Annotated in this window: 21 protein-coding genes and 5 tRNA genes; 14 read left to right on the top strand and 12 right to left on the bottom strand. The window is 62.4% G+C overall.

The genetic code is table 11. The annotated features are described in order from the left end of the window. Positions 1–14 precede the first annotated feature (14 nt). From TZ03_RS24430 to mgtE, 7 genes are all read left to right on the top strand, one after another. Complete coding sequence (locus TZ03_RS24430; protein ID WP_051100961.1) at positions 15–1,250, top strand: aspartate kinase; 1,236 nt, start codon at positions 15–17, stop codon at positions 1,248–1,250. Positions 1,251–1,416: 166 nt separating this feature from the next. Continuing rightward, positions 1,417–1,605, top strand: a complete 189-nt coding sequence (gene csrA, locus TZ03_RS24425; protein WP_003254503.1) for a carbon storage regulator CsrA — start codon at positions 1,417–1,419, stop codon at positions 1,603–1,605. 72 nt (positions 1,606–1,677) lie between these two features. Further along, positions 1,678–1,768 (top strand) — tRNA-Ser (locus tag TZ03_RS24420). Positions 1,769–1,874: 106 nt separating this feature from the next. Then, a tRNA-Arg gene (locus TZ03_RS24415) sits at positions 1,875–1,951 on the top strand. 71 nt (positions 1,952–2,022) lie between these two features. Beyond that, positions 2,023–2,099: transfer RNA gene (locus TZ03_RS24410), tRNA-Arg, on the top strand. Between the two features lie 73 nt (positions 2,100–2,172). Next, positions 2,173–2,249: transfer RNA gene (locus tag TZ03_RS24405), tRNA-Arg, on the top strand. Positions 2,250–2,731: 482 nt separating this feature from the next. Continuing rightward, positions 2,732–4,174, top strand: coding sequence for a magnesium transporter (mgtE, locus tag TZ03_RS24400; protein WP_041505683.1), 1,443 nt, complete (start codon positions 2,732–2,734; stop codon positions 4,172–4,174). Positions 4,175–4,436: 262 nt separating this feature from the next. On the opposite strand, the gene TZ03_RS24395 is transcribed toward mgtE, so the two are convergent. Further along, on the bottom strand, positions 4,437–4,763 hold the full coding sequence (locus TZ03_RS24395) for an Arc family DNA-binding protein (protein ID WP_003254499.1): 327 nt from the start codon (positions 4,761–4,763) through the stop codon (positions 4,437–4,439). Positions 4,764–5,110: 347 nt separating this feature from the next. On the opposite strand from TZ03_RS24395, the gene phnN reads away from it, so the two are divergent. Next, the gene (gene phnN, locus TZ03_RS24390; RefSeq protein ID WP_051100958.1) at positions 5,111–5,704 is read left to right on the top strand and encodes a phosphonate metabolism protein/1,5-bisphosphokinase (PRPP-forming) PhnN; all 594 of its coding nucleotides are present in this window, start codon (positions 5,111–5,113) and stop codon (positions 5,702–5,704) included. A 111-nt stretch (positions 5,705–5,815) separates the two neighbouring features. Further along, positions 5,816–5,892, top strand: a tRNA-Arg gene (locus tag TZ03_RS24385). Between the two features lie 65 nt (positions 5,893–5,957). Here TZ03_RS24385 and TZ03_RS24380 read toward each other — a convergent pair. Beyond that, a complete protein-coding gene (locus tag TZ03_RS24380; protein ID WP_041505685.1) occupies positions 5,958–6,284 on the bottom strand; it encodes an AzlD domain-containing protein in 327 nt (108 codons plus the stop codon). After that, on the bottom strand, positions 6,281–7,015 hold the full coding sequence (locus TZ03_RS24375) for an AzlC family ABC transporter permease (protein WP_051100955.1): 735 nt from the start codon (positions 7,013–7,015) through the stop codon (positions 6,281–6,283). The genes TZ03_RS24380 and TZ03_RS24375 overlap by 4 nt, the downstream gene beginning before the upstream one ends. Positions 7,016–7,136: 121 nt before the next feature. Here TZ03_RS24375 and TZ03_RS24370 point away from each other — a divergent pair, with 121 nt between their 5' ends. Continuing rightward, a complete protein-coding gene (locus TZ03_RS24370) occupies positions 7,137–8,015 on the top strand; it encodes a LysR family transcriptional regulator (RefSeq protein ID WP_051100953.1) in 879 nt (292 codons plus the stop codon). Positions 8,016–8,058: 43 nt separating this feature from the next. On the opposite strand, the gene TZ03_RS31770 is transcribed toward TZ03_RS24370, so the two are convergent. After that, positions 8,059–8,190 carry a hypothetical protein gene (locus TZ03_RS31770; protein WP_269082576.1) on the bottom strand — a complete coding sequence of 44 codons (132 nt, stop codon included), beginning with the start codon at positions 8,188–8,190 and terminating at the stop codon, positions 8,059–8,061. On the opposite strand from TZ03_RS31770, the gene TZ03_RS24365 reads away from it, so the two are divergent. Further along, complete coding sequence (locus TZ03_RS24365) at positions 8,189–9,187, top strand: sensor domain-containing diguanylate cyclase (RefSeq protein ID WP_051100950.1); 999 nt, start codon at positions 8,189–8,191, stop codon at positions 9,185–9,187. The genes TZ03_RS31770 and TZ03_RS24365 overlap by 2 nt on opposite strands. A gap of 256 nt (positions 9,188–9,443) precedes the next feature. Here TZ03_RS24365 and lpdA read toward each other — a convergent pair whose 3' ends face one another. From lpdA to TZ03_RS24345, 4 genes are read right to left on the bottom strand one after another with little or no spacing between them, the layout of a single operon-like run. Further along, positions 9,444–10,823, bottom strand: coding sequence for a dihydrolipoyl dehydrogenase (lpdA, locus tag TZ03_RS24360; protein WP_051100949.1), 1,380 nt, complete (start codon positions 10,821–10,823; stop codon positions 9,444–9,446). A gap of 2 nt (positions 10,824–10,825) precedes the next feature. Continuing rightward, on the bottom strand, positions 10,826–12,094 hold the full coding sequence (locus TZ03_RS24355; protein WP_051100947.1) for a dihydrolipoamide acetyltransferase family protein: 1,269 nt from the start codon (positions 12,092–12,094) through the stop codon (positions 10,826–10,828). Continuing rightward, a complete protein-coding gene (locus tag TZ03_RS24350) occupies positions 12,095–13,153 on the bottom strand; it encodes an alpha-ketoacid dehydrogenase subunit beta (protein WP_051100945.1) in 1,059 nt (352 codons plus the stop codon). It abuts the gene before it with no gap. 1 nt (position 13,154) lies between these two features. Next, positions 13,155–14,387, bottom strand: coding sequence for a 3-methyl-2-oxobutanoate dehydrogenase (2-methylpropanoyl-transferring) subunit alpha (locus TZ03_RS24345; protein ID WP_051100942.1), 1,233 nt, complete (start codon positions 14,385–14,387; stop codon positions 13,155–13,157). A gap of 198 nt (positions 14,388–14,585) precedes the next feature. On the opposite strand from TZ03_RS24345, the gene bkdR reads away from it, so the two are divergent. From bkdR to TZ03_RS24330, 3 genes are all read left to right on the top strand, one after another. Next, the gene (bkdR, locus tag TZ03_RS24340) at positions 14,586–15,071 is read left to right on the top strand and encodes a Bkd operon transcriptional regulator BkdR (RefSeq protein WP_003254485.1); all 486 of its coding nucleotides are present in this window, start codon (positions 14,586–14,588) and stop codon (positions 15,069–15,071) included. A 256-nt stretch (positions 15,072–15,327) separates the two neighbouring features. Next, positions 15,328–16,569 (top strand): glutamine synthetase family protein, encoded by a 1,242-nt coding sequence (locus TZ03_RS24335; protein ID WP_177328503.1) that lies wholly within the window; start codon positions 15,328–15,330, stop codon positions 16,567–16,569. Between the two features lie 129 nt (positions 16,570–16,698). Next, positions 16,699–18,042 carry an MFS transporter gene (locus TZ03_RS24330; RefSeq protein ID WP_051100937.1) on the top strand — a complete coding sequence of 448 codons (1,344 nt, stop codon included), beginning with the start codon at positions 16,699–16,701 and terminating at the stop codon, positions 18,040–18,042. Between the two features lie 285 nt (positions 18,043–18,327). Here the strand turns inward: TZ03_RS24330 and TZ03_RS24325 are convergent, their stop codons facing one another. The 4 genes from TZ03_RS24325 to flgA all read right to left on the bottom strand — a co-directional run bounded on the left by TZ03_RS24325 (position 18,328) and on the right by flgA (position 20,899). Then, a complete protein-coding gene (locus TZ03_RS24325) occupies positions 18,328–19,071 on the bottom strand; it encodes a flagellar brake protein (protein ID WP_051100935.1) in 744 nt (247 codons plus the stop codon). An 80-nt stretch (positions 19,072–19,151) separates the two neighbouring features. Then, positions 19,152–19,619: a flagella synthesis protein FlgN gene (locus tag TZ03_RS24320; RefSeq protein WP_041505696.1), complete on the bottom strand. Its 468-nt coding sequence runs from the start codon at positions 19,617–19,619 to the stop codon at positions 19,152–19,154. Positions 19,620–19,668: 49 nt separating this feature from the next. Continuing rightward, positions 19,669–19,983 (bottom strand): flagellar biosynthesis anti-sigma factor FlgM, encoded by a 315-nt coding sequence (gene flgM / locus TZ03_RS24315; RefSeq protein ID WP_041505697.1) that lies wholly within the window; start codon positions 19,981–19,983, stop codon positions 19,669–19,671. A 163-nt stretch (positions 19,984–20,146) separates the two neighbouring features. Next, complete coding sequence (gene flgA, locus TZ03_RS24310) at positions 20,147–20,899, bottom strand: flagellar basal body P-ring formation chaperone FlgA (RefSeq protein WP_051100932.1); 753 nt, start codon at positions 20,897–20,899, stop codon at positions 20,147–20,149. Between the last annotated feature and the right edge of the window lie 14 nt (positions 20,900–20,913).

Below are 20,913 nucleotides of genomic sequence, written 5' to 3'. Positions count from 1 at the left end.
GAGGCACCATTGAAATGGCGTTGATCGTACAGAAATTTGGCGGCACCTCTGTCGGTTCCATCGAACGGATCGAGCAGGTAGCCGAAAAGGTCAAGAAACACCGTGAGGCGGGCGACGACCTGGTGGTTGTACTGTCGGCCATGAGCGGTGAAACCAATCGTCTGATCGACCTGGCCAAGCAGATCACCGATAAGCCGGTTCCGCGTGAACTGGACGTGATCGTGTCGACCGGTGAGCAGGTCACCATTGCCCTGCTGACCATGGCCTTGATCAAGCGTGGTGTGCCAGCGGTGTCCTACACCGGTAACCAGGTGCGCATTCTCACCGACAGCGCGCACAACAAGGCGCGCATCCTGCAGATCGACGACCAGAAGATTCGTGCCGACCTCAAGGAAGGCCGCGTGGTCGTGGTCGCGGGCTTCCAGGGCGTCGACGAGCACGGCAGCATCACTACCTTGGGCCGTGGTGGCTCCGACACCACTGGCGTGGCCCTGGCGGCGGCGCTGAAGGCTGACGAGTGCCAGATCTACACCGATGTCGATGGTGTCTACACCACCGATCCGCGCGTCGTGCCACAGGCCAAGCGCCTGGAGAAGATCACCTTCGAAGAGATGCTGGAAATGGCCAGCCTCGGTTCCAAGGTGCTGCAGATCCGTTCGGTGGAGTTCGCCGGCAAGTACAACGTTCCGCTGCGCGTGCTGCACAGCTTCAAGGAGGGTCCGGGTACCCTCATTACCATTGATGAAGAGGAATCCATGGAACAGCCGATCATTTCCGGTATCGCCTTCAACCGTGATGAAGCCAAGCTGACCATTCGCGGCGTGCCGGACACCCCGGGCGTGGCCTTCAAGATCCTCGGCCCGATCAGCGCCTCGAACATCGAGGTGGACATGATCGTGCAGAACGTTGCCCACGATAACACCACCGACTTCACCTTCACCGTACACCGCAACGAGTACGAGAAGGCGCAGAGCGTGCTGGAAAACACCGCCCGCGAAATCGGTGCCCGCGAAGTGATCGGCGACACCAAGATTGCCAAGGTCTCGATCGTTGGTGTCGGCATGCGTTCGCACGCCGGTGTTGCCAGCCGCATGTTCGAAGCCCTGGCCAAGGAGAGCATCAACATCCAGATGATCTCTACCTCCGAGATCAAGGTTTCGGTGGTGATCGAAGAGAAGTACCTGGAGCTGGCCGTACGCGCGCTGCACACCGCGTTCGAGCTGGATGCTCCTGCCCGACAGGGCGAGTAAGGCGCTGCCTGGAAGGGCGCGGCTTGCCGCGCCCTTCGCGTTTCTGCTCGCCACGCAGGCCCTGTCCTGCCCTGTGTGGTGAGTAACCAGGGCTGGGGCGTCGTCCACGGCCCAGCCCTGATATCCAAGACTGTTACCCCTGAATGTTCTGCGTAAGGAGAAAGCTATGTTGATTCTGACTCGTCGGTGCGCCGAGAGCCTGATCATTGGAGACGGCGAGATCACCGTGACGGTGCTCGGTGTCAAAGGCAACCAGGTGCGTATTGGCGTCAGCGCCCCGAAAGAAGTGGCCGTTCACCGCGAGGAAATCTACCTGCGGATCAAGAAAGAGAAGGATGAGGAGCCAAGCCTTTAATTTTTTTGAAGTTTTTTTCAAAAAAAGGGTTGCAAACGAGGAAGAGCCTGTTTAATATTCGCCTCGTGTTGCGGTGAGGTGGCCGAGTGGCCGAAGGCGCTCCCCTGCTAAGGGAGTATACCTCATAAGGGTATCGGGGGTTCGAATCCCCCCTTCACCGCCATTATTCGCTTAGGGCGCTGTAATCGGTAAGAACACTAAGTAGTTGATTTTAAACGAAAAAGTTCTTGCAAAAATGTTTCAGCGACCTATAATGCGCGGCAAGACACGGACTCATAGCTCAGCTGGATAGAGTACTCGGCTACGAACCGAGCGGTCGGAGGTTCGAATCCTCCTGAGTCCGCCACTTTTGAAGTGGCTTTGCTTACAAGGCTACTTCAAACAACCAGTGGTAACCTGGTCTAAAACTACCATTGCGGACTCATAGCTCAGCTGGATAGAGTACTCGGCTACGAACCGAGCGGTCGCAGGTTCGAATCCTGCTGAGTCCGCCACTTTCTTGAAGTGGCTCTGCTTGCAAAGCTAGTTCAATAAGCCAGTGGTAATCTGGTCTAAAACTACCACCACGGACTCATAGCTCAGCTGGATAGAGTACTCGGCTACGAACCGAGCGGTCGGAGGTTCGAATCCTCCTGAGTCCGCCACACCTAAACAAAAAGCCCGCTCAATTGAGCGGGCTTTTTGTTATTGCCGCTGAAATGTTGGTGATGTCGATCTACGCTCTTCTGTAATGATTGTGGTGTAGTTTGGGGCATGCGGCCCAGCCCATACAGAAGAGCGCGGTATCTTGTGGGAGCGGCCTTACGTCGCGATGGGGCGCGCAGCGGCCCCAGGATCGCCCAGGCACCACATATCTTGAAATCAATGTGCTTTCCCATCCACAACAACCGTCGCACTGATAGCTTCGAGCGTTGTCCCAGCTTTATCACGCAAACGATTGTTCTGGCCAAAAAATTAAGCGATCTGACAGCTTGAGCAGTGTATGATTGCGCCCGTCAGCCCCGCCGGGGCTTGTGGAAAACCACCATGGACTTACCCAGTAGTTACTCCCTAACAAGATTCATACAGAAAGATCTGACCGATTGATTCTCCCGGCGTGCTCCGCTGCTGGGAGTGGAGTTCGCCTATGACTGAAGTAGAAGTAAAAAAAGCGCAAGAAAGCCTGCAGGACCGCCTGGCCCAGGTGGTCGAACTGCTGCAACGGCAGCGTGTGGTCGAAGATCTGACCCACCGTCAGGAAGGCGCCCACAACGACGTGGTGGAAAACCTGGTCCACCGCCAGAACCTTGTCGAGCTGCAGCGCAAGCTCGATGACCTGCACCCTGCCGACATCGCCTATATCCTCGAAGCCTTGCCCCTGGAAGACCGCCTGACGGTCTGGCAACTGGTGCGCTCGGATCGCGATGGCGACATCCTGCTGGAAGTCTCCGACGCCGTGCGGCAATCGCTGATCGCCGACATGGACGATCACGAGCTGCTCGCTGCTGCCAAGGACATGGACGCCGACGAACTGGCCGACCTGGCCCCTGAGCTGCCGCGTGACGTTGTCCACGAGTTGATGGAAACCCTCGATGCCCAGCAACGCGAGCGCGTGCGTTCGGCGCTGAGCTACGACGAGGAGCAGGTCGGTGCGCTGATGGACTTCGAGATGGTCACCATCCGCGAAGACGTCAGCCTGGAAGTGGTGCTGCGCTATCTGCGCCGCCTGAAAGAGCTGCCCAACCACACCGACAAACTGTTCGTGGTCGACTACGACGGGCTGCTCAAAGGCGTGTTGCCAATCAAGCGTCTGCTGGTCAACGACCCGGAGAAGAAGGTCGCGGAGGTCATGGCGACCGACCCGGTAACCTTCCACCCCGAGGAAGATGCCTACGATGCGGCGCAAGCTTTCGAGCGTTACGACCTGGTGTCCGCGCCGGTGGTGGACAAGAGCGAGCGCCTGATTGGCCGTTTGACCATCGACGAAATGGTCGACCTGATTCGTGAAGAAAGCGAAAGCGAAGTGCTGAACATGGCCGGTTTGCGCGAGGAGGAAGACATCTTCGCCTCGGTCTGGCGTTCGCTGCGCAACCGCTGGGCCTGGCTGGCCATCAACCTGATCACCGCCTTCGTCGCTTCGCGGGTGATCGGCCTGTTCGAGGGCTCGATCGAGAAGCTGGTGGCCCTGGCTGCGCTGATGCCGATCGTGGCTGGCATTGGCGGCAACTCTGGCAACCAGACCATCACGATGATCGTACGTGCCATGGCTTTGGACCAAGTATCGCCGGGCAACACCAGCCGCCTGATGCGCAAGGAGTTGGCGGTATCGCTGCTCAATGGCCTGATCTGGGGTGGGGTGATCGGTGTGGTAGCGTTCTGGCTGTATGGCAGCTGGTCGCTGGGCCTGGTGATGACGGCGGCAATGACCTTGAACCTGTTGTTGGCGGCATTGATGGGTGTGTTGATCCCGATGACCCTCACGCGCCTGGGGCGTGATCCGGCAATGGGCTCCAGCGTGATGATTACCGCAGTGACCGACAGTGGCGGCTTCTTCATCTTCCTCGGCTTGGCCACGTTGTTCCTGCTGTAACCGGTCTGCTCTGTGGGAGCAACTGTCCTGTATTGCCTACTGCACAGGGCTTGAGGCCTATGCGGTCGAGGTGGGAGCGGCCTTGTGTCGCGAAAGGGCTGCGCAGCAGCCCCAGAAATTTGTGCAGCGCCGCTAAAATCCTGGGGCCGCTGCGCAGCCCTTTCGCGACACAAGGCCGCTCCCACAGGGGGGGCCGTGATGTGTCAGCCGTCAGCCACAAAAAAGCCAGCTTACGCTGGCTTTTTCATGCTCGCAGTATGCCTCAGGAAGCGTCGGCGGCCATTTCCACATCGTGAGCGATGAGGGCGACCAGGGCGTTCTGCTGGCGGTGGGACAGTTGGCGGAAGCGTTGCAGCAATTCGCGTTCATGCAGGGACAGTTCAGGGCTGTCCAGGCGCATGCTCAACTCGTCACCCAGCGCACCTTCCTGGATAAGGCTCTGTTCCAGGCGCGCGATGATCTCGGAGTTCATGCTGCGGTGGTGGTTGCGCGCTACCTCGGCAATGCGCTCACGCATCCCATCTGGCAGGCGGACGACAAACTTGTCAGCGGTGCGGCTCGAATAAATAGCCTGTTTCATTGGGCGCATATAAATTGACCGGATTTTCTGGTTCAGGGGAAGCGGTTCTCAAATTGGCCGCACGGGTGGAAGTACGACCGTGGCGACAACAAAATGTTCAACCGTCGGTGAAAAATGGATGCTCATCTTGCCTCATGGTCGCCGTTTCCTTGGCGTCAATTCTGTGACAAATAGTGAGCCGGATAAAGGCTTTATGCCAGTACCAATTATCAGAAATGAGTACTGGTTTGAAAAGTTTTACATGCTCCGGCTTGCTTGACCGTCAGACTTTTGCCGTCAAAAACGGGTAAAACACAGCAAAAGGCCAGGAAAACACCTAGAATGCGCCGGTTTCCCCTCCATAGAGCATAGTGGCTATGCAACATGACGCAAGCGACCGCCGATCAGGGACAGGCCGGCTGATATTTCTGATAGGACCGTCGGGTTGCGGAAAAGATTCCCTGATCGATGCTTCACGTGAGCGGCTGGCGGCCGCCGGGGTGGAAGTCGCCCGTCGCGTCATTACCCGCTCGGCCGAAGCCAAGGGCGAAGCCGCCCATGGGGTCACGCCCGAACAGTTCGAAACCCTGAGTGCGCAGGGCGCGTTTGCCATGCACTGGCGGGCCAACGGCCTGGACTACGGCATCCCGGTGCAGATAGACCAGTGGCTGGCAGCGGGCAGGGCAGTGTTGGTGAATGGCTCGCGGGCCTATCTGGCAGAGGCGCGGCAGCGCTACCCGGATTTGTTGGCGGTGCTGGTCGAGGTGAAGCCCGAGGTGCTGCGCCAACGCTTGCTGGCCCGTGGCAGGGAAACCGCAGCGCAAATCGAGCAGCGCCTGGCGCGCAATGCCCGGTTGCAGACGCTGGCCGATCCGTCGGTGCATGTGCTGGATAACTCCACCAGCTTGGAGGCAGCGGTTGCTGCGTTGTTCGCATTGCTTGATGCTGAAGGTGTGCTACCGCGGCGGTAGCAGTGCCAGAAAAGGATTACGTGAAAAAGCCCGGTTGAAGCATGACAAATGCCAGCATGCTGGTTAACATGCTGGCCGTCTCGCTGTGTAGCGCTCGCTGCCGGCTGTTGCGTCTCAGTAGCTCAATTGGATAGAGCATCCCCCTCCTAAGGGGAAGGTTGCAGGTTCAAATCCTGCCTGGGACGCCATTTTTCGCCTTTCTCATTACTACCGGCCCATCGCAGGCAAGCCCCCCAGGCCGGACTATGTTCCATTACATCCCCCAGTGCTTCAGCGCCCACAACGCCCCCATGCCTACGATCAGCGTCAGCAACGTGCTGCGTGTACGCCAGGCTACCAACGCGGCCAGTATCGCTGCCGGTATCTGCGGGTTCATCCAGTCGAACCCGGCTTGTCGGTCAGGGAACACCACGGCCGGCAGCACCAGCGCCGCCAGTACGCTGGCCGGCACGTACGCCAATGCGCGGCGGAACAGTGGGGGAATGCGCAACACGGTGTGCAGCTCGATGAACGACAGCCGGATGGCGAAGGTGCCCAGGCCAATCAGCACGAAGGTTATCCACTGGGTCATTTCGCTCATGACGCTTCCTGTTCGGTGTTGGCTTCAGGCACGGACTGCTCTTTTTGCCGGTGCTCTATCGTCAGCCCGGCAATGATGCCGCCCAGCGCGCCGACCAGCAGGCCCAGGTTGTAGGGCAGATCGGCTGCCAGCACGGCGAGCGCGCCGCCGGTCAGCGCGGCGCCGAGCATGGCAGCATTGCGAATGCCGGGTATCAGCAGGGCCAGGAACGACAGCGGGATGGCAAAGCCCAGCGACCAGTCTTCAGGGATACCCGCCCCCAGGTACATGCCCGCCAGCACCGAGAGGTTCCAGCCGAACCACATGGTGATCGCCGTGCCGGCATAGTAGGGATAGGCGTGGCGGCCCAGCTCGCCCGAGCCCATTTTCAGCGTGCACAGGGCGAAGGACTGATCCGACAGCAGGAAGGCCATCAGCCACTTTCGACGACGCGGTAGATGGCCCAGGTGCGGCGCCAGGCTGGCGCTGTACATCAGAAAGCGCAGGTTGATCACCAGTGCGGTGACCACCATGGTCACCGGTAGGGCGGCGCTTTGCATCAACTGCATCACCACCATCTGCGCCGACCCGGAGTAGAACAGCAAGGTCATGCCGACGGCATCGGCAGGCGACAGGCCCATCCCAATCGCCGTCACCCCGGTGATCAGGCCGAAGGGCACGATACCGGAGGTCAACGGCAGAGCGCTGTGGGCGCCCTGCTTGAAGGCTTGGGTCGCGCTTGAGTACGGCATTCGAGTTCCTTGAAGGTATTCATCAGGTGCAAGAGAAGCACCTTCACGTTAATGCGCGTGACAATTGGCCACAACGTCAGATTTCTGGAATAGTAGGCCTAAAAAATATAGGCCTCACACCGTGTATCTCGATACCCCTACCCGCCACTCGCTACAGCTCAATGCCTTGCGCGCGTTCGAGGCGTCAGCCCGCTTGGGCGGCTTCGCCCGTGCCGCACTCGAACTCAAGGTGACCCCAGGGGCTATCGCCGCGTTGGTCAAGACCCTGGAAAACCAATACGGCGCGGCCTTGTTCGAGCGCCACGCCAAGGGGGTGCGCCTGACGCCCTTGGGCGAAAGCGTGAAAACCCAGTTCACCGAGGCGTTCGATGCCGTGGAGGCCGCTGCACGCACACTTCGCCGCCTGGCGGCGCCGCAGCGGGTGCATATCGTCACCTCGCCGGCCTTGGCGCAATTATGGATCGGGCCACGCCTGCCGGAACTGACCCGGCTGTTGGCACCTATCGAGATCTCGGTCACGGCGGTGGATGAGCCACCCAACCTGAAACGCAGCCCGTTCGACCTGTGCCTGTTCTATACCGAAAAGCCCGAGCGCTGGCAGCGCAGAATTGCCACGGAAGAAATCCTGCCCGTATGCATACCTGCCCTGGCGGCGAACATCACCCGCCCCGAGGACCTTGCCGACGTCCGTTGCATCGCCGACGTGGGCTGGAACGACTGGGCGGTGTGGACCGGTGCGGTGATGCCCGGGCACAAGTTCGTCGCCCGCGGGCCGGGGTTTTCCCTGTACTCGATCGCACTGCAGCAAGCCTTGCTGGCCGCAGGGGTACTGATGGGGCGTAGAAGCCTGGTGCAACGCTACCTGGACAGCGGCGAACTGGTCGCGCCGGTCGAGCGCGCGGTGCCACTGGGCATGACCATCGCCGCGTGGCGGCTGCCTGGCGCCAAGGGTAACCAGGTGGTTGCCGCAGTGGAGGAGGCGCTGTTGCAGTTGGCGTGAGCCGTTGCCTCACACCTGGCTTTGAAAATATAGAGCGCCGGTGCTATTCCGCTTGCAAACTGGCCGGCATATCCTTGGCCGTCAGAGGCATTGCCTTGCCGTCTGCGGCAATTACCACCACTGTCGGCAGCCCCTCACCGGAGCGCAGTTGCTGGGCATCAGGGAGAGCGTCCATGAGTCAGGAAACCCGGCCGGTACCCCCCGGCTTCAGTGAGCAGCAGTTGCATATGTTGTTCGAGTTGATCAGCGATGGCATCTGGGACTGGAACGCCAACACCGGCTACGTCTATCGCAACCCGGGCTGGTACGCCATGCTCGGCTACCCCAGTCACTCCATGGCCAATTCGGTGCTGACCTGGGAAAGCGTGATCCATCCGGAGGACTATCCGCGGGTGATGGCGCATTTCGAGGCGTACATCAACCAGCGCAATGAGCGCTACCTCGTCGAATACCGGTGCCGGTGCGAGGATGGCAGCTACCTGTGGATCGAAGACAAGGGCTACATCATTGCCCGTAACGAGGACGGTTCGGTGGCGCGCATGCTCGGCGCCCACCGCAATATCGACGCCGGCAAGCGCCTGGTGGCGCAGCTACAGCAGAAGAACCAGTCGCTGGAAAGCCTGGTGGCCGAACGCACCCGCGAGTTGTCCTGGGTGAACCAGCAGTTGCAGCGGCAACTGGACGAAAACCGCGAGCTGGCCGAGCGTGATGCATTGACCCGCATTGCCAACCGCTATCGGCTGGAGAAAGCGTTGCAACTGGAGTGCGAGCGCGCCCAGCGCTTTCGTCAGCCATTGTCGCTGATTGCCATGGACGTGGACGATTTCAAGCCGATCAACGACCGCTATGGCCATGCCCGTGGCGATGCGGCGCTGGTGCGGGTGGTCGACAACCTGCGTACCTGCCTGCGTGAACTGGACCTGCTGGCGCGCTGGGGCGGGGACGAGTTCGTCATCGTGCTGCCGCAGACCACATTGGGTGAAGCACTGGAGGTGGCGGCGCGCTTGCGTCGGGTGATGGAGCGGGTGGAGCCGGTGGGTGATTGCCGGTTGACCATGAGCTACGGCGTGGTGCAGTGGCAGGAAGGGGAAGACCAACAGGCGTTGCTGGTACGTGCCGACAAGGCGCTGTACCGGGCCAAGGGGGCTGGCAAGAATGCCATAGCGGAGTAAACCGCGATCATTGTGGGAGGTACTGCACAGGGCTTGAGGCCTGTGTGGTCGAGGTGGGAGCGGCCTTGTGTCGCGAAAGGGCCGCAAAGCGGCCCCAGCAATCTATGCATGATGCCGAGTTCCTGGGGCTGCTTTGCAGCCCTTTCGCGACACAAGGCCGCTCCCACAGGGATCGTGCAGGTTCGGTGACGGCATGAAAAAAGACCCGCGGCGCCTCTCGGCGCAGCGGGCCAAATCGGCCTTGGCCGCTTCAGTGTCAGATATGCAGGGCGTGGCCCAGGGCGCGCAATGCCGCTTCTTGTACCGCTTCTCCCAGCGTCGGGTGGGCGTGGATGGTACCGGCCACATCCTCCAGGCACGCACCCATTTCCAGCGATTGGGCAAACGCCGTGGACAGCTCGGAAACCGCCACGCCAACCGCTTGCCAACCCAGGATCAGGTGGTTGTCACGCCGCGCCACCACACGCACGAAACCACTTTTCGACTCCAGGCTCATGGCCCGGCCGTTGGCGGCGAACGGGAACTGCGCGACGATGCAGTCCAGCCCTTGCTGGCTGGCTTGCTCCGGAGTCTTGCCGACCACCACCACTTCCGGGTCGGTGAAGCACACCGCGGCAATCGCCGCCGGCTCGAAGCGCCGAGCCTTGCCGGCGATGATCTCGGCGACCATCTCGCCCTGGGCCATGGCCCGGTGCGCCAGCATCGGTTCGCCGGCCACGTCGCCGATGGCCCAGACATTGCGCATGCTGGTCTGGCAGTGCTCGTCGATGGCAACGGCAGCGCCGTTCATCTTCAGGTCCAGGCATTCCAGGTTGAAGCCTTGGGTGCGCGGCTTGCGACCCACGGCCACCAGTACCTGGTCGGCTTCCAGGCGCAGTTGCCCGCCCTGGCCATCGCGGGCCAGCAGGCAGCCATCCTGGTAACCTTCGACGCTATGGCCCAGGTGCAGGGCAATACCCAGCTTCTTCAGCGACTCGGCCACCGGGGCGGTCAGTTCGCTGTCGTAGGTCGGCAGGATGCGCTCGCGCGCCTCCACCACACTGACCTGCGCACCCAGCTTGCGGTAGGCGATGCCCAACTCCAGGCCAATATAACCACCGCCCACCACCACCAAGTGCTGTGGCAGGGCTTTCGGCGCCAGGGCTTCGGTCGAGGAAATGACCGGCCCGCCCAGCGGCAGCATCGGCAGTTCGACACTGCTGGAGCCGGTGGCCAGCAACAGGTGCTCGCACTGGATGCGCTGGCCATCGACCTCGACCTGCTTGCCGTCGAGCACCTTGGCCCAGCCATGCACCACCTTGACCCCGTGTTTTTTCAGCAGGGCGGCGACACCGGTGGTCAGGCGGTCGACGATGCCGTCCTTCCAGGCCACGCTCTGGCCGATGTCCAGGCGTGGCGAAGCGACGCTGATGCCCAGCTCCGACGGCCCGGCAAAGCGCGAGGTCTGGTGGAACTGTTCGGCCACGTGGATCAGTGCCTTGGACGGGATGCAGCCGATGTTAAGGCAGGTACCGCCCAGTGCCTGGCCTTCCACCAGCACGGTGGGGATGCCCAGTTGCCCGGCGCGGATGGCGGCAACATAGCCGCCAGGGCCGCCACCGATAATCAGCAGGGTAGTTTGGATAGTCTGTTGCATGCTCACTCCACGAACAGGCAGGCGGGTTGTTCGAGCAGGCCACGTACGGCCTGGATGAACAGGGCGGCATCCATGCCATCGACCACCCGGTGGTCGAACGAGCTGGACAGGTTCATCATCTTGCGCACGACGATCTGGCCGTCGATCACCACTGGCCGTTCGACCATGCGGTTGACGCCGACGATCGCCACTTCCGGGGTGTTAACCACCGGCGTGCTGACGATACCGCCCAGGGCGCCCAGGCTGGTCAGGGTGATGGTCGAGCCGGACAGCTCCTCGCGGCTGGCCTTGTTGTTACGCGCGGCGTTGGCCAGGCGGCCGATTTCGCCGGCATTGGCCCACAGGCTGCCGGCTTCGGCGTGGCGCAGCACCGGCACCATCAGGCCGTTGTCACCCTGGGTGGCGATGCCCACGTGCACCGCGCCATGGCGGGTGATGACCTGGGCTTCGTCGTCATAGGTGGCGTTGATCTGCGGGAAGTCACGCAGGGCCACGACCAGGGCGCGTACCAGGAACGGCAGCAGGGTCAGCTTGCCGCGGCTGTCGCCGTACTTGCCGTTGAGCTGCTGGCGCAGCGCCTCCAGGGCGGTGACGTCGATTTCTTCCACATAGCTGAAGTGCGCGACCCGGCGCTTGGCGTCCTGCATGCGCTGGGCGATCTTGCGGCGCAGGCCGATCACCGGCACCTGCTCGCTGTCGGTGCGCTTGGCATAACCATTCGGCGCTTGCCCGGCTGCGCTCTGCGGCTTGCTCATGAAAGCGTCGAGGTCTTCGTGCAGGATGCGCCCGGCCGGGCCGCTGCCATGCACGTAACGCAGTTCGATACCGGCATCCAGGGCGCGCTTGCGCACCGCTGGCGAGGCCAGGGGTTTGTCGCCAGGCTGGCGCGCCACGATCGGGGCTGCGCTGTGTTCGGCGGGGGCTTTGTACGCCGCCGGTTGTGGCGCTGCTGCTGGCTCCGGCTTGGCGGTCACGGCAGCCGGGGCTTCGACCAGCTTGGCCTGCGGCACATCGACATGGTTGCCACTGCCTTCCACTTCGATGCGGATCAGCTCGCTGCCGACCGCCATCACTTCACCAGGCTGGCCACCCAGGGCCAGCACCTTGCCGCTGACCGGCGAAGGGATTTCCACGGTGGCCTTGTCGGTCATGACATCGGCCACTACCTGGTCCTCGGCGATCAGGTCGCCGACCTTGACGAACCACTCGACCAACTCGACCTGCGCGATGCCTTCGCCAATGTCCGGCATCTTGATGACGTGCGTGCCCATTCAGACCTCCATGACCTTTTTCAATGCCGCGCCTACCCGCGAAGGCCCTGGGAAGTAAGCCCATTCCTGTGCGTGAGGATAGGGGGTGTCCCAGCCGGTGACGCGCTCGATTGGCGCCTCCAGGTGGTGGAAGCAGTGCTCCTGCACCAGCGACACCAGTTCGGCGCCGAAGCCGCAGGTACGGGTGGCTTCATGCACCACCACGCAGCGGCCGGTCTTCTTCACCGACTCGACGATGGTGTCCAGGTCCAGCGGCCACAGGCTGCGCAGGTCGATGACTTCGGCATCGACGCCGGTCTCTTCGGCGGCCACCTGGGCCACGTACACCGTGGTGCCGTAGGTCAGCACGGTCACGTCATTGCCGGGGCGGGTAATGGCCGCCTTGTCCAGCGGCACGTTGTAGTAGCCGTCGGGCACGGCGCTTTGCGGGTGCTTGGCCCAAGGGGTGACAGGGCGGTCGTGGTGGCCGTCGAACGGGCCGTTGTACAGGCGCTTGGGCTCGAGGAAGATCACCGGGTCATCGCATTCGATCGAGGCGATCAGCAGGCCTTTGGCGTCATACGGGTTGGACGGCATGACGGTGCGCAGGCCGCACACCTGGGTGAACATCGCTTCCGGGCTCTGGCTGTGGGTCTGGCCACCATAGATGCCGCCGCCGCAAGGCATGCGCAGGGTCAGCGGGGCGATGAACTCGCCGGCCGAACGGTAACGCAGGCGGGCCAGCTCGGAAACGATCTGGTCGGAGGCCGGGTAGAAGTAGTCGGCGAACTGGATTTCCACCACCGGGCGCAGGCCATAGGCGCCCATGCCCACGGCGGTGCCGACGATGCCGCTCTCGGAGATCGGCGCGTCGAACACGCGGGATTTGCCGTACTTGTTCTGCAAACCCTCGGTGCAACGGAACACGCCGCCGAAATAACCGACGTCCTGGCCGTAGATCACCACGTTGTCGTCGCGCTCAAGCATGATATCCATGGCCGAGCGCAGGGCCTGGATCATGGTCATGGTAGTGGTGGCCATGGCGGTTTCCGGGTTGATGCTGTTGTTGTGGTCGTTCATCTCAAACCCCCAGTTCCTGGCGTTGGCGGCGCAGGTGTTCGGGCATTTCCTTGTACACGTCCTCGAACATCGAGGCGGCACTCGGGATGTGACCGTTGGCCAGGGTGCCGTACTGCTCGGCTTCCTTCTGCGCGGCGATCACCGCGGCTTCGAACTCGGCAGTGGTGGCCTGGTGTTCTTCCTCGGACCAGTGGCCGATCTTGATCAGGTGCTGCTTCAGGCGGGCGATCGGGTCGCCCAGCGGGAAGTGGCTCCAGTCATCGGCAGGGCGGTACTTGGACGGATCGTCCGAGGTCGAGTGCGGGCCGGCACGGTAGGTGACCCACTCGATCAGGCTCGGGCCCAGGCCGCGGCGGGCGCGTTCGGCGGCCCAGCGCGAAGCCGCGTACACGGCGACGAAGTCGTTGCCGTCAACCCGCAGCGAAGCAATGCCGCAACCCACGCCACGGCCGGCGAAGGTGGTCGATTCGCCACCGGCGATGGCCTGGAAGGTGGAGATGGCCCACTGGTTGTTGACCACGTTGAGGATCACCGGGGCGCGGTACACATGGGCGAAGGTGAGGGCGGTGTGGAAGTCCGACTCGGCGGTGGCGCCGTCGCCGATCCACGCCGAGGCGATCTTGGTATCGCCCTTGATCGCCGAGGCCATGGCCCAGCCGACCGCCTGCACGAACTGGGTCGCCAGGTTGCCGCTGATGGTGAAGAAGCCGGCCTCGCGCACCGAGTACATGATCGGCAGCTGGCGGCCCTTGAGCGGGTCGCGCTCGTTGGACAGCAACTGGCAGATCATCTCGACCAGCGACACGTCGCGGGCCATCAGGATGCTTTGCTGGCGGTAGGTAGGGAAGCACATGTCGGTGCGGTTCAGCGCCAGGGCCTGGGCGCTGCCGATGGCTTCTTCACCCAGGCTCTGCATGTAGAAGGACATCTTCTTCTGGCGCTGGGCGACCACCATGCGGCTGTCGAAAATCCGCGTCTTGAGCATGGCTCGCATGCCCTGGCGGAGGATTTTCGGGTCGATATCTTCGGCCCAGGGGCCTTGGGCGTTGCCCTGCTCGTCGAGCACGCGGACCAGGCTGTAGGACAGGTCGGCGGTGTCGGCAGCGTCGACATCGACAGGCGGTTTACGGACTTGACCTGCATCGTTCAGGCGCAGGTAGGAGAAATCGGTCTGGCAGCCTGGCCGGCCGGTGGGCTCGGGCACATGCAAACGCAGGGGGGCGTACTCGTTCATGCTTTTTACGCTCGCTCGGGTATTTGTTTTTGTGAGCTCTGAAGCGGCCGCCGCTGAGTACCGGCTTGTGACTGGTAGGTCAGCGTCATCTACATCTTAGTGGCCCGGCAGGAGAATTTTTCTCTCAAGTTGATTGCCTTTGCCGAGCGGGCCAGATAAACATTCCGCATAAACACAAAAAACCGGTGATTTTGTCTCATGCGCAAACTCGATCGTACCGATATCGGCATTCTCAACAGCCTGCAGGAAAACGCCCGTATCACCAACGCCGAGCTGGCCCGCTCGGTAAACCTGTCGCCCACGCCCTGTTTCAACCGGGTACGGGCCATGGAAGAGCTGGGGGTGATTCGCCAGCAGGTGACTTTGTTGTCGCCAGAGGTATTGGGGCTGGATGTGAACGTGTTCATCCATGTGAGCCTGGAAAAGCAGGTGGAGCAGTCGTTGCACCGCTTCGAGGAAGAAATTGCCGAACGGCCCGAGGTGATGGAGTGCTACCTGATGACCGGCGACCCGGATTACCTGTTGCGGGTGCTGTTGCCGAGCATCCAGGCGCTGGAGCGGTTTCTCGATTACCTGACACGGTTGCCGGGGGTGGCCAATATCCGCTCGAGTTTTGCCCTCAAGCAGGTGCGCTACAAGACCGCCTTGCCGTTGCCGGCCAATGGCATGACCTTGCGGGAATAGTGGTTGCCTGTGCTGGCCTCTTCGCGGGTAAACCCGCTCCTACAACGATCGCGCCATCCCTGTAGGAGCGGGTTTACCCGCGAAGAGGCCAGCACAGGCGGTAAAGAGGGTGCTTGATATTTTAAACACCCCCAGCCTATGTTGTTGTCAGCCTATAACAACAAGGACAAGCGTCATGAGCACCGCTCAGCTCCAGGGCATAGATGAAATCGAATGCGTCACCCCCGACCTCAACGGCGTCCCGCGCGGCAAGGTGATGACTGCCGAAGGCTTCCTCGAAGGCCGGCGCTTGCAGATGGCCCGAGGGGTGCTGTTGCAATGCATCATGGGCGGCTACCCGCCGGCGAAATACTACGGCAGCGACGACGGCGACCTGGCGCTGGTGGCCGACCCCAGCCAGGTCCACCGCTTGCCCTGGAGCACCGACGGCCGCGCCTTGGCCATTTGCGATGCCAATGAACTGGATGGCCGGCCCTCGGCGCTGTCCACCCGTGGCCAGCTCAAGGCGGTGATCGCCCGCTACGCGGCGCTGGGCCTGGCGCCGGTGGTGGCGACCGAGCTCGAGTTCTTCGTCTTCGCCCCCAACAGCGACCCGCAACAGCCATTCCAGCCGCCGGTGGGCAGCGATGGCCGCCGCGAGCTCGGCCATTCGGCATTCAGTGTCAGCTCCAACAACGGCCTGCGCCCGTTCTTCAAGGAGGTCTACCAGTGCATGGCTGCGCTCGGCCTGCCGCGCGACACCTTCATGCACGAAATGGGCGTCAGCCAGTTCGAGATCAACCTGCTGCATGGCGACCCGCTGCTGTTGGCCGACCAGACTTTCCTGTTCAAGCACCTGCTCAAGGAAGTGGCGCTCAAGCACGGCTTGAGCGTGGTGTGCATGGCCAAGCCGCTGGCGCACACACCCGGCAGTTCCATGCATATTCACCAAAGCCTGGTGGAGGTCGGCAGCGGGCGTAACGTGTTCAGCGATAAGCAAGGCCTGCCGACTGATACCTTCCACCATTTCATCGGCGGCCTGCAGGCATGCATGGCCGACTTCACTGCGCTGTTCGCGCCCAACGTCAATTCCTACCAGCGTCTGTGCCACCCCTATGCTTCGCCGAACAACGCCTGCTGGTCCGAGGACAACCGTGCCGCAGGCCTGCGTATCCCTGCCAGTGCCCCAGTGGCGCGGCGGGTCGAAAACCGCCTGCCCGGTGCCGACGCCAACCCGTACCTGGCCATCGCCGCCAGCCTGGCCGCCGGGCTGCACGGCATTGAGCAGCGCCTGCAGCCGTCGCCGGCCATCCAGGGTGAGTTCGAGGTCCCGGAGCACCTGAGCCTGCCCTGCACCCTGCATGCTGCCCTCGAACGGCTCAAGCGCAGCACGCTTGCGCGGGAACTGTTCGGCAGCGAGTTCATCGAGGGCTACATCGCCAGCAAGACCTTGGAACTGACCGATTTCTTCGACGAGATCACCCCATGGGAGCGCCGGGTGCTGGCGGCACAGGCCTGATCGCGACACGACCTGCACCGGACACGCCCCCATAGCGCGATTTCGTTACTGGGGGCCTGCGCCAGGCGGTTTTTGCCCTTATGCTTCTAGCACCCAGCCGCCAGTTGACCAGGGAGCTTCACGGGACGTATGCGAAATATCTGGAAGCCGTTTCAGTCGTTGTATTTCGCCGCGCTGATGATGTTGATCGGCTCGGGCCTGCTCAGTACCTACCTGGCCCTGCGCCTGGCGGCCGACCATGTCGACAGCCTGTGGGTGGGTGCGTTGATGGCGGCCAACTACTTTGGCCTGGCCGTTGGCGGCAAGGTCGGCCACCGGTTGATCGGCCGAGTAGGGCACATCCGCGCTTACGCCACCTGCGCTGGCATCGTCTGCGCGGCGGTGCTCGGCCATGGCATGACCAACTGGCTACCGGCCTGGGTCGGGCTGCGGATGATCGTCGGCCTGGGGATGATGTGCCAGTACATGGTCATCGAAAGCTGGCTGAATGAGCAGGCCGACGTGAAGCACCGCGGCGCGGTTTTCAGCGGCTACATGATCGCCTCGTACCTGGGGCTGGTGCTCGGCCAGCTGATCCTGGTGGTACATCCCCAGCTTGGCCCTGAGCTGCTGATGCTGGTGGCGATGTGCTTTGCCCTGTGCCTGGTGCCGGTGGCGATGACCCGGCGTATCCACCCGGCGCCGCTGCGGCCGGCACCGATGGAGCCGAAGTTCTTCATCAAGCGCGTACCGCAGTCGCTTAGCACGGTGCTGGGGTCGGGGCTGATCGTTGGCTCGTTCTATGGCCTGGCGCCGCTGTATGCCGCCGGCCAGGGGCTGAGCACCGAGCAGATCGGTTTGTTCATGGGTAGCTGCATTTTTGCCGGCCTGCTGGTGCAGTGGCCGCTGGGCTGGTTGTCCGACCGTTACGACCGGGCGGTGCTGATCCGCAGCGTGGCGGTGGGCCTGGCGCTGGCCTCGGCGCCATTGGCGATAATGCCCAGTGTGCCGCTGGAGTTGCTGTTCGGCGTCGGCTTCCTGATTTCGCTGCTGCAGTTCTGCCTGTACCCGCTGGCGGTGGCGTTTTCCAACGACCATGTGGAAAGCGAGCGGCGGGTGTCGCTGACGGCGATGCTGCTGGTGACCTATGGCGTGGGCGCGTGCATCGGGCCGCTGGCGGCGGGTGTGCTGATGAAGGTGCTGGGCGCGCAGATGCTGTATGCCTTCTTCGTGTTCTTCGCCCTGGTGCTGGTATGGCGCATCCGGCCGAAAGCGGTCACCGGGCTGCACCAGGTGCAGGACGCGCCGTTGGGCCACGTGGCGATGCCGGCGGCCGGTTCGCCGTTGTCGGCGGCACTGGACCCGCGGGTGGATGAGCAGACCGTGCAGGAAGTGATGCAGGCGCCGGTGGCGGCGGAGGATACCGAGGCGGAAGAGAAAGGGGCTGAGCAACCGGCGGCTGAAGCGGAGGGCGAGGTCAGCAAGTCGGTGTAAGCCTGCACTGGCCTCATCGCCGGCAAGCCAGCTCCCACCGGTACAGTGCCAGCCTCAGGCTTTGCATCCTTCCTGCAAGGGTTAGGTTGCTGGCTTCCTTACTAGCAAGCCAGCTGCCACAGGAGCAGCTCATAACCTGAGGACTGGCGCCGTCCCTGTGGGAGCTGGCTTGTCGTGGCGACGAACCGCGGCGATGGGGCGCGTAGCGGCCCCAATGGCCAGCACAGGAGAAACACAAATGAAAACGCCACCTGAACAGGTGGCGTTTTTGCATTCAGCCAACGATCAATAGTCGTCCTTGTCGAACCGCCGCGCCTCGCGCTGCAACTGGTACACAAAGCTCTCGACCTTGCGCTGCCCCTGGCCGCTGAGGTTGTGGAAGCGCACGCCGGCAAAGGTGGTGTTGATGCGTTCTTCGAAATGCAGGTGGCGCAGCTCGACCATGGTATCGACCAGGCCCAGCGGGTTGCCCGCCTTGAAGCGCTCGTACACCTGGCCCAGTTGCAGGCGATCCCCTACATTGCCTTCGAAGCGCAGTTTGCAGCCGGTGGCGGAGATGTCCAGCAGCTTGCCACGCAGGGCGCCGTTGCCCTTGAGGTGGGTGCCATCGAGGATGACATCGACCAGTTGCGACAGCTTCAGCGCGGCACGGAAGGCGTTGCGGCGCTGGTGGTAGGTCATCTCTTGCGGCAGGGCGCCGCGGTAGCAGCGGTGGCCGTCGACTTCGGTAATCTTCAGCTCGTGGTTGCAGTCCCAGGCGATGCGCACGCCATCGTGGAAGCCTTCGACGCGGAAGTGCTCGCCGTTCTCGATGAACTTCTCACCATCGCGGGGGATCATCTCGTCCAGCGCCAGGGTGTTGCTTTCGCGGTCCACGTGCACCACGTAGCTCTGGAAACGCTGGCTGCGGTCATGGAAGGTGATGATCAGCGGGTCGTGGCTTTCCTGCAATTGCCGCAAGTTGGCCGCAATTTCCAAGGGGGTGTTCAACACCTTTGGCGGCTGCGGGGCATCGGATTCATTGAACACGGCTTATCGTTCTCCAGGCAAAAGCAACACACGCAATTAACGGCATTTTGCCAGTATGTTCCGTGCCTTGACAGAAAAAATCACACTTGGCTGAGGGCCCGTGGCTTGGCCAGCGGCGAGGTGCTGCCGCGGCTGTCGTAGAGCGACGGTGAATCGCCACCCTGAAGGATTCTGATCTGGTTGCTGGTGACGTGCTGCTGCACCTGGATGATCCGGCCATTGGTCTGGTTGACCTGCTGGCAGTTGTCCATCAGTTGCGACAGCATGTCCAGCCGCTGCAACATCGCCTCGCCATGCGGCGATTGCGCGGCCACCGCCTGCACACCGGCACGGTCGGCACTCAGGCCCAGGCTGCCGAGCAGTTGGCTGCGGCGTTGGCCGTGCTGCTCGAGCAAGATGATCAACGACTGCTTGCGCGCCAGGATCTGCTCCAGCAGCGGCATGTCGCGGCCATGCAGGGCGATCGCTTCTTGATGTAGAAGGTCGAGCAGTTCCTGCATCGGCGCGATGTCATCTTCGATCAGTTGCAGCAAGGTGGTGTCGTGCATGGCTAACTCTTGGCTTTTCTAGCGTCCGTGAAGTCAGCGCGCCGTACGGTCAGCGCTGGGCTTCGAAATCGAGCAGTTTGCTGGCGACCCGGCCGGCATCGACCTGGTAGCTGCCATCGGCGATCGCCTGTTTCAACTGGGCCACACGGGCGCTGTTGACTACTGGCTCGTCGCGCAGCTTGTCGCTGATCTTCTGCAACTGCTGGGCCTCTTGGCTGAGGTGTACCGCTTCTCCGCTGGCGCTGGTGCCGCTGGCTGCTTCCTGGCTGGCTGCCGGTTTTTCGGCGCTGCCAGGCGCGTTGTTGCCGCGCACGCCGCCCGTTACGGACGGAGAATTATTCAAACGACTAAAGTCGATGACCATGATCAGAAACCTCTGGGTATTTGGACGCTTGCCTTGTTTTCGGCCAACCCGAAAAAAACTTTAGGCACAAATGCATCGCTGCCTGTCAGCAAGCTCGCCAACCCGTTTTCTGACACAGTTTAGGAAAAGCGGTTCCTCATCGCCAGCGCAATCTGGCGGCTGGCTACATACTCACCTCGACCTGGCCGGGGCCGGTTACCCTGGCCTTGACCACCCGTTTGGAATTCAGGTTGCGTACCCGGATTTGCTCGCTCAGGCCGCCCTTGCTCAGGGCCTCGCCGGGCATGCGCACGCTCAGGCTGCCACTGCGGGCGATGATCACCACGTGGTCGCCCTTGCGCACCACTTCGGCCTGTTCCAGATGTTGCGGGGTGAGCACCTGGTCGATCACCGTGGGGCGCAGCATCTTCATGCCCACTGCCTGGTCCAGTTCGGTCAGAAAGCCCTGGCCCAGCGTGCCGACATCGCGCTCGCGCAGGGCCACGTCGCCTTCGCCCACCACATTGTCGCGCTTGAGCGGGCGGGTCACCACCACCACGTCGCGGAACAGCCGCACGGTGGCCGGCACGAACACGGTCCATGGCGCCGTGCCGTTGCAGCGCACCCGTACCGTCACCCGGCCCAGTGGTTGGGCCGGGCTTTCCAGCGAAGCGTCCAGTTGCTGGCTGCACAGTGGCATGCGCAGGCGCGGATCCAGCGGGTTGACCTGGATCTCGTAGCGGCCGGCGGTCTGGGTGCTGGCAAGGTAATCTTCGACGGTGAATTCAAGAAACCCTTGGGTGACACCGATAAGCTGTTCAGGCATGGTGAACGCGTCCGCTACAGTGCGAACGCCGGGCGCCAGCAGGCACAGCGTGGCCAGCGAGCCAGTCAGCAGGCGCGTCAATCGTCGGGAAAATGTCGTTTTCGTGTACATGACGCTCAAAAAAG

It is taken from the genome of Pseudomonas sp. 10-1B (genome assembly GCF_000935045.1).
In the GTDB taxonomy this organism is placed as follows: Bacteria; Pseudomonadota; Gammaproteobacteria; order Pseudomonadales; family Pseudomonadaceae; genus Aquipseudomonas.
The sequence above is the reverse complement of the archived record's forward strand: the minus strand, read 5'-3'. Positions and strand labels throughout refer to the sequence as shown.